Source organism: Photobacterium sp. OFAV2-7 (genome assembly GCF_022347985.1).
Lineage (GTDB): Bacteria > Pseudomonadota > Gammaproteobacteria > Enterobacterales > Vibrionaceae > Photobacterium.
Genome location: NZ_JAKRFQ010000211.1, coordinates 1 through 6,645, shown reverse-complemented (window position 1 = coordinate 6,645; position 6,645 = coordinate 1). Strand labels below are relative to the sequence as shown.

Sequence of the window (6,645 nt, the reverse complement as noted above, 5' to 3'; positions counted from 1 at the left end):
GTCCTGCTCAGGTTCGGCACCAAGCAGGGTATTCAATGCTTCTTCATACCGCCGGTGGTATTGCTGCCACTGCACCTTAAGCCAGTCATCCTGATCGATTACCTTGCCTTCCAAAAGCCCGAACTGCCGCTCTCGCAATCTTTTGTCTACCATCACCTCTGTACCGAGAGTGTTCGCCACAATGACAGCAGAGTTATAGGCTCTGCCCAGATCGCTGCTGTAAACAACAGGATCGTGCAATACCGGAAGTGCCATATTATGAAGCTCTGATATTGCAGAAGTGGTCAAAGGGCTATCCAACCACCCCTGAAGCCTTTTCTGCCGGTTCCATTCTGTCTGGCCATGGCGAATTAACACCAGTCTCATAAGGTACCCTTGAAAATTTTGGCAACAAGTTTCGGGTTAGAGGGAAAATACCAATGGATATAGGAGGCTATGACCTGTTTATGCCGCCAGACCGGATCGAGTTGTCGCCCACGCTGCGAGACCGGATAACAGGCTATCTCTTCACTGGAATCTGTTTTCGAATAATGAAAGGTGTGCCCCCGTAACGCCTCACCGGGTAGCAGCTCCCCTTCCACCAAACCGAGCGCTGCCAGCGAACTCTGCATCGTTGACTCCGCATTCAAAATTCCGCACATCTCACCGGGCTTACCTTCACTATCCGTCAACGAGTTATTGAGATATAGCATCCCCCCACACTCTGCCAGCACAGGTTTGTTGTTATTCACGTGAGCATGAACTTGCTGCTTCAGGCCCGTATTTGCAGCCAGCTCTTCTAAATAGAGCTCCGGGTAACCACCGGGAAGATATAGGGCATCACAATCAGGCAACTCGTCACCCTTGATTGGTGAGAAAAAGCACAGCTGTGCCCCAAGCGCTTCGAGCAGATCCAAATTTGCCTGATAGATAAAACTAAACGCCGTGTCTTTCGCTATCGCGATCGTGACACCTTCCAAGTGCCTCTTTGGCGCTGCACTTACAACCGGGGTGAACTGAGCTTCTGGTGGCAACTTGATCTCGACATGCTGTGAGATAAGCTCAGCTGCCAGATTTAACCTATCATCCAAGTCATCCAGTTCCTGAGCCTGAACCAAACCCAGATGGCGTTCCGGCAACGACAACCCGAGATTCTTTGGCAGGTAACCACAAAACTCAAGATTGTCTGGCAATGCTTCTTTGAGCATTTCGGCATGGCCAGCAGAGCCCACCCGGTTCGCAACCACGCCATACATACTGATATCCTGTCTGAAGTTGGCCAAACCATAGGCAATAGCACCGAATGTTTGCGCCATGGCGCCAGCATTGATCACCGCAAGAACGGGGATACCCAGTTTCGCGGCAATATCGGCACTGGAGCACTTACCATCAAACATGCCCATTACCCCTTCGATCAGGATAAGATCTGCATCTTTCGCCGCTTCTGCAACCAACTGACGACAATGGTCCTCGCCACACATCCAGAAATCGAGCTGATAAACCGGCTGCTGAGACGCAAATGCCAAGAAATTAGGATCAATAAAGTCAGGCCCCGTCTTAAAAACCCGAACGGTTTTGCCAAGATTGGTAAAATAACGCGCCAGTGCAGCCACTACCGTGGTTTTACCGCTGCCTGAACTGGGCGCAGCCACAACCAGAGCGGGACAGGAGATATTCTTATTCATCAAAACCGCTTCTCCTATAGTTCTAGATCTGGCCAGAGCTTCTTCAAATCCAAGTGCTGCTCGATAGCATCAGCAACCCGGTTAATGCCGTCTTCGCGCATCTGCTCAAAATTGCAGCCTTCGGCATCTATTAATCCGGCCCAGCGCAAAATCTCTCCGCACGCTTTTTCTGATTCGAAAATACCGTGCAAGTAAGTCCCAAATACCGCCCCGTCCATGCCGACACAGCCATCTTCGCCGGACTCCAGTACTAACGGAGCGTTGCGACCAATGCCTGTGGTAACACCTGCGTGAATTTCATAACCGAATACATCAACTCTCTCTTGTCCCGGCAGGGTTAGCGAACCTTTCACTCTTCTTAGCTGCTTCTCGTTTTTAAGCTCCGTCTCCAGCGGCAAATAACCAAGCCCCCGGCTTTCTCCTGCGGGGCCCTCAATGCCCAGCGGATCGGTAATTAACTCACCAAGCATTTGATAACCGCCGCAGATCCCCATCACTTTGCCGCCCAAACGGAGGTGGCGCTCGATTTGTTTGTCCCACCCCTGCTCACGGATAAAGGCCAGATCGCTACGAACACTTTTTGAACCAGGCAGAATAATGAGATCGGAAGGCGGCAATGGCTGGTTTTTTCCGGCAAACACAAGATTGACATTAGGATGCATACGAAGCGGATCAAAATCGGTATGGTTGCTGATGCGCTGGATAACAGGGACCACCACGTTGAGTTTTGGACCTTCCGTACTTAGCTGGCTGACATTAATCGCATCTTCAGCTTCCAGCATCAGGCCGTGAAGATACGGCAATACGCCAATAACCGGTTTGCCGGTTTTCTCTTCCAGCCATTCAAGGCCATTTTCGAGCAGTGCGATATCGCCTCTGAAACGGTTAATAACAAAGCCCGCAACACGCGCCTGCTCAGATTCACTCAATAGCGCCAATGTCCCATACAGGTGGGCAAATACGCCGCCCCTGTCGATATCGGCCACGATAATAACGGGAATGTCGGCTTTTTCGGCAAAGCCCATATTGGCGATATCATGATCCCTCAGATTGATTTCTGCCGGGCTGCCTGCGCCTTCAATCATCACGGTTTGGAACTCTTTCTGAAGACGATTGAAAGACTCCATCACATAGCTCATGACTTTGGGCTTGAATGCGTGATAAGCCTTGGCATCCATATCCTGAAGGGCTTTACCATGGATGATCACCTGCGCGCCAATATCGGTATTCGGCTTCAACAAGACAGGGTTCATATCCGTGATCGGCTCGAGCCCACAGGCATAAGCCTGCACCGCTTGTGCCCGGCCAATTTCACCGCCATCAGTGGTGACTGCACTGTTTAGCGCCATATTCTGAGGCTTAAACGGCGCAACTTTTATTCCTTTTCGTGCAAGTACCCGGCACATGCCCGCAACAAGGACACTTTTGCCCGCATCAGAGGTCGTCCCCTGAACCATTAATGCTTGAGAACAAGACTGCATTTTTCTTCCTCTAAACTCTTATTCCAGCCAAGGCGATACGGCATCGTCCAGGCAATCGATAATCTCTTTACCAGACATACCCTGCTCTTCGGCAAAGACCAGGCTAGCCCCCAATCCACACCCCTCCACGACATAACCTTGCTCGTATTTGTTGAGAGCTGAAAAGCGGGAGTGATTAAAATTCACATTGGGAGTTAATACACTGCACTGCTGAGGCAGTTTTGACGCCGCATAAGCTGCATCGGGCGAATCAAATATCCAACGGGTCGTCGCGATTTTCAGATTTTCTATGCGTATTTCACTATCCATGGCTATCGCAGGCGCAAACATCATGGTGCCACCAGCTAAAATCAGCTCTTTGAGCTCTGCTGTTAGCAATGCACAAGTGGCCCTCTGAATCGGATCGGACAGGTGCAAATCTTGGGAAAAGTGGCCAACATCAGTTTGCAGCGCGTCGGACATCATCAATAACTGTTTGATGACCTGCTCTTTTCTGGACAGCTTGTCAGGATCTCTGGTACTGCCCGAAAACATGATCTCCTTGCCGAGCCAGCGCTTTAGCCACACGGTGGCAAAGGTTGTTCCCCCTATTCCGGATTCTGCAATGAGGTGTTTTTCGCTACTTGAAGCCTGTCTTTTTAGCTCGGGAATTAACTGAGCCTCGATCAAGGCTTTTTCTTTGCCCACCTCACACTGGTGAATGACAACGTCATCCAATTTACAGCCAGAAAAATCGGGAAGATTATCCAGCCCTAGCTGATAGCAGTGGAGCCTGATTTTAAATCCGCGTTTTTGCAGGGCGCGTAATACGCCGTGTACCAAAATCGCAGGGGTCACAGAACCGTTTTCCAGTACAGGCGAGGGCAAATAAGCACCGCTTAGGGCGTTATTAGCTCTGCCGCACACAATCAATTCAGTGTCGCGTGTCGGGTGATACTGCATGAGGCCTTCACCGGCCCCGGCATCGCTCACCAGATGCAGATCTTTGATTGGTGCGACACCGTTTAGGGTAACAAAGTTAAGCCATGTCATCCTTACTGCCCCCGGGTGTCGTCTTTTAAAGACAAAGGAAGCCCAGCTGTAACCAGTGTCACCTTGTTAGCCCTAGCGGCAATAGCCTGGTGTAACCATCCTGCTTCATCTACAAATTTGCGGCTTACTTCTCCCATCGGGACAATACCGGAACCTACTTCATTGCTGACAAAAAGCACCTGACCCGGCAGCTGTTCCAGTGCCGATAACAGGTTAGCTTTATAGGCTTCCCACCCGGTTTTCGACTCACCAAACAGGCAGTTACTCAACCATAACGTTAGGCAATCGACCAAAATGCAGTTATCTGGCTTGCTGAACTCTTGCAAAGCTTGGGCGAGCTCTAAAGGCTCCTCAATGACAAGCCACTCGTCTGGTCTCTGTGCCTGATGTATTCGTACCCTTTGTGCCATTTCCTCATCACGTACTTCTGATGTGGCGATATAAATAACGGACTTTCCAGACGCCTTGGCTTGCTTTTCCGCATAAGTGCTTTTGCCTGAGCGAGCACCGCCCAATACAAGTTCGATAGTCGGCTTGTTATTCAACGGCTTAAGTTCATTATGCACTCGCTCCTTCTGCAGCTCCTTCTGCATAGCCTTTTGACACATTGCTTCCTGAGACATAGCCACCGTGTACGCCGCCTGCTCGCGGTATTCCGATAGCTTCGCCAGTGCCGCAGCCAAGTGTTGCCACTGCTTTTCATCAGCCGGCAACCCAAAGCGGAGTGCATTTTTTTCATCACAAAGGCGGGTGAGCACTTTCTCCTGACACAGAAAATCGTGGCAAAGAATGGCATCATCCAGATACACAGTGGAAAAGAGATCTGTGCCGCTGATCCTAGCGCCAAGCCATTCTTTTAAGAGGCTGTTCAGGCGCAAAGCATTTTGGCGGATCTGCACTCTGGCAGAGTTTTGCCATGCCGGATCACTCAGTGCCTGTTTTACCACCCAGCGACTCGGACCGGTCACCGTCCAGGGGCCGATGACATTCGAGATCGATTCTGTTACCTTCTGTTCGGCAAACACAAAGCCTACTCTGGCTCCCGCCAGACCAAAAAACTTACCGACCGATCTCAGCACCACTAAATTACCCATCTCCTTGCCAGGGCTTAGCATTGATTCATGTGGGGTACAGTCAATAAAAGCCTCGTCAACGATTAAGGTCGCTTCTCGCTTTGCCAGATCAACATAGAGCTCATTCAACTCCTCTTTTCGGCTCAGCTTGCCGGTCGGGTTGTTGGGGTTGATCACCAGGACCACATCACACTTTGCCACCAGCGCTTTGCTAGGCAGCCCGTCATAAAACTCAACCTGCCAGCAACAGCCATCCTTGCGGTAACTCCCCCATGCATGCTGATGCTCTTTATAGCCAACGCTTGGCAGCGCCACAGTACCGCAGCGGCCAAGCTTTTGGGTAATGACCTCCGGCAGAGCCATAATGGCAGCTTGCGAGCCGGCTACCACGACAGGTTCAGTCGGGGCCTTGTAGTAACTCGCCGCCGCCTGTTCCAAGCCGTCGTTTTCTTGAGGTAAATGGTTCCACGCGGCAGGCGGTATCTCTTTTACCGGATAAGTAAACGGGCTCACTCCGGTAGAGAGATCTATCCATTTTGCAGGATCACTGCCGTATTTCTCTGCCGTAGCCAGCAAATTGCCGCCATGTTTTACAGCCATTAACTCACTCCTACCATTACGCAAACTAACCACAAATAACTCAAAGCAAAGCTTCCTCTTGTAACAAGCTGATTCGCTTTGGGAATGGACTCCCAGCCAGCGGGTTTCCCAACGCCCATGGGCTTCTTATCGTGTAGCACACCGTGGTAATAGGTAGGGCCACCAATCTCAACATTCAGGCTGCCGGCACCGGTCGTCATCACCACGCCGCCATTCGGGCTTTTGCATGCTTTGGCCTGCAGCTTCCAACACTCCAGAGCTTGTTGAAAATTACCTTGAAACGCATAGACAACAGCAGTAAGTCGAGCCGGTAACCAGCCCAAAACATCATCGGTTTTGGCACTGAACCAACCAAAGTCGATATATTTTTCGTTCTTATAGCCCCACATCGCATCCAGTGTATTGGCGAGCCGGAACAATATTGCTCCTGGCGCTCCGAGAAAAAGAAACCAAACCATGGGACCAAACACGGCATCATTGCCGTTTTCCAATACCGATTCGATGGTGGAAGAAGTGATCTCCTTCTCCCCCATTTTTTCGGTATTGCGGCTTACTATCATTGAGACCTGGTAACGCGCATCCTTTATATCGCCATGTTTAAGCGGGTGATAAATATTCTCGGCATGCTCTATCAAGCTCTTTCCGCCAATGGTCAAATAAAGAATAAGAATATTAAGTACTACCGACGCGACTAAAGAAAATTGAGCGACCAGCGAAAGAAACCAATAACTCAGGGCGACTAGCGGCATTACAGATAACACCCAGGCCACGACACCTTGCAGCCTGGTACTAATT

Annotated in this window: 6 protein-coding genes; all 6 read right to left on the bottom strand. The window is 50.5% G+C overall.

Features of this window, described 5'->3' with window-relative positions:
* A partial coding sequence (locus MHN01_RS12490; RefSeq protein ID WP_239411649.1) for a histidine phosphatase family protein occupies positions 1–366 on the bottom strand: 366 nt, incomplete at its 3' end.
* Positions 363–1,664 carry a cobyrinate a,c-diamide synthase gene (locus tag MHN01_RS12485; RefSeq protein WP_239411648.1) on the bottom strand — a complete coding sequence of 434 codons (1,302 nt, stop codon included), beginning with the start codon at positions 1,662–1,664 and terminating at the stop codon, positions 363–365. The genes MHN01_RS12485 and MHN01_RS12490, both read right to left, overlap by 4 nt.
* 14 nt (positions 1,665–1,678) lie before the next feature.
* Positions 1,679–3,145: a cobyric acid synthase gene (locus tag MHN01_RS12480; protein ID WP_239411647.1), complete on the bottom strand. Its 1,467-nt coding sequence runs from the start codon at positions 3,143–3,145 to the stop codon at positions 1,679–1,681.
* An 18-nt stretch (positions 3,146–3,163) separates the two neighbouring features.
* Positions 3,164–4,177 carry a hypothetical protein gene (locus MHN01_RS12475; protein WP_239411646.1) on the bottom strand — a complete coding sequence of 338 codons (1,014 nt, stop codon included), beginning with the start codon at positions 4,175–4,177 and terminating at the stop codon, positions 3,164–3,166.
* Positions 4,178–4,179: 2 nt separating this feature from the next.
* On the bottom strand, positions 4,180–5,850 hold the full coding sequence (cobD, locus tag MHN01_RS24675) for a threonine-phosphate decarboxylase CobD (protein ID WP_370646503.1): 1,671 nt from the start codon (positions 5,848–5,850) through the stop codon (positions 4,180–4,182).
* Positions 5,850–6,645, bottom strand: a 796-nt coding sequence (gene cbiB, locus MHN01_RS12460; RefSeq protein WP_239411645.1) for an adenosylcobinamide-phosphate synthase CbiB, incomplete at its 5' end; no start/stop codon positions are given. The genes cbiB and cobD, both read right to left, overlap by 1 nt.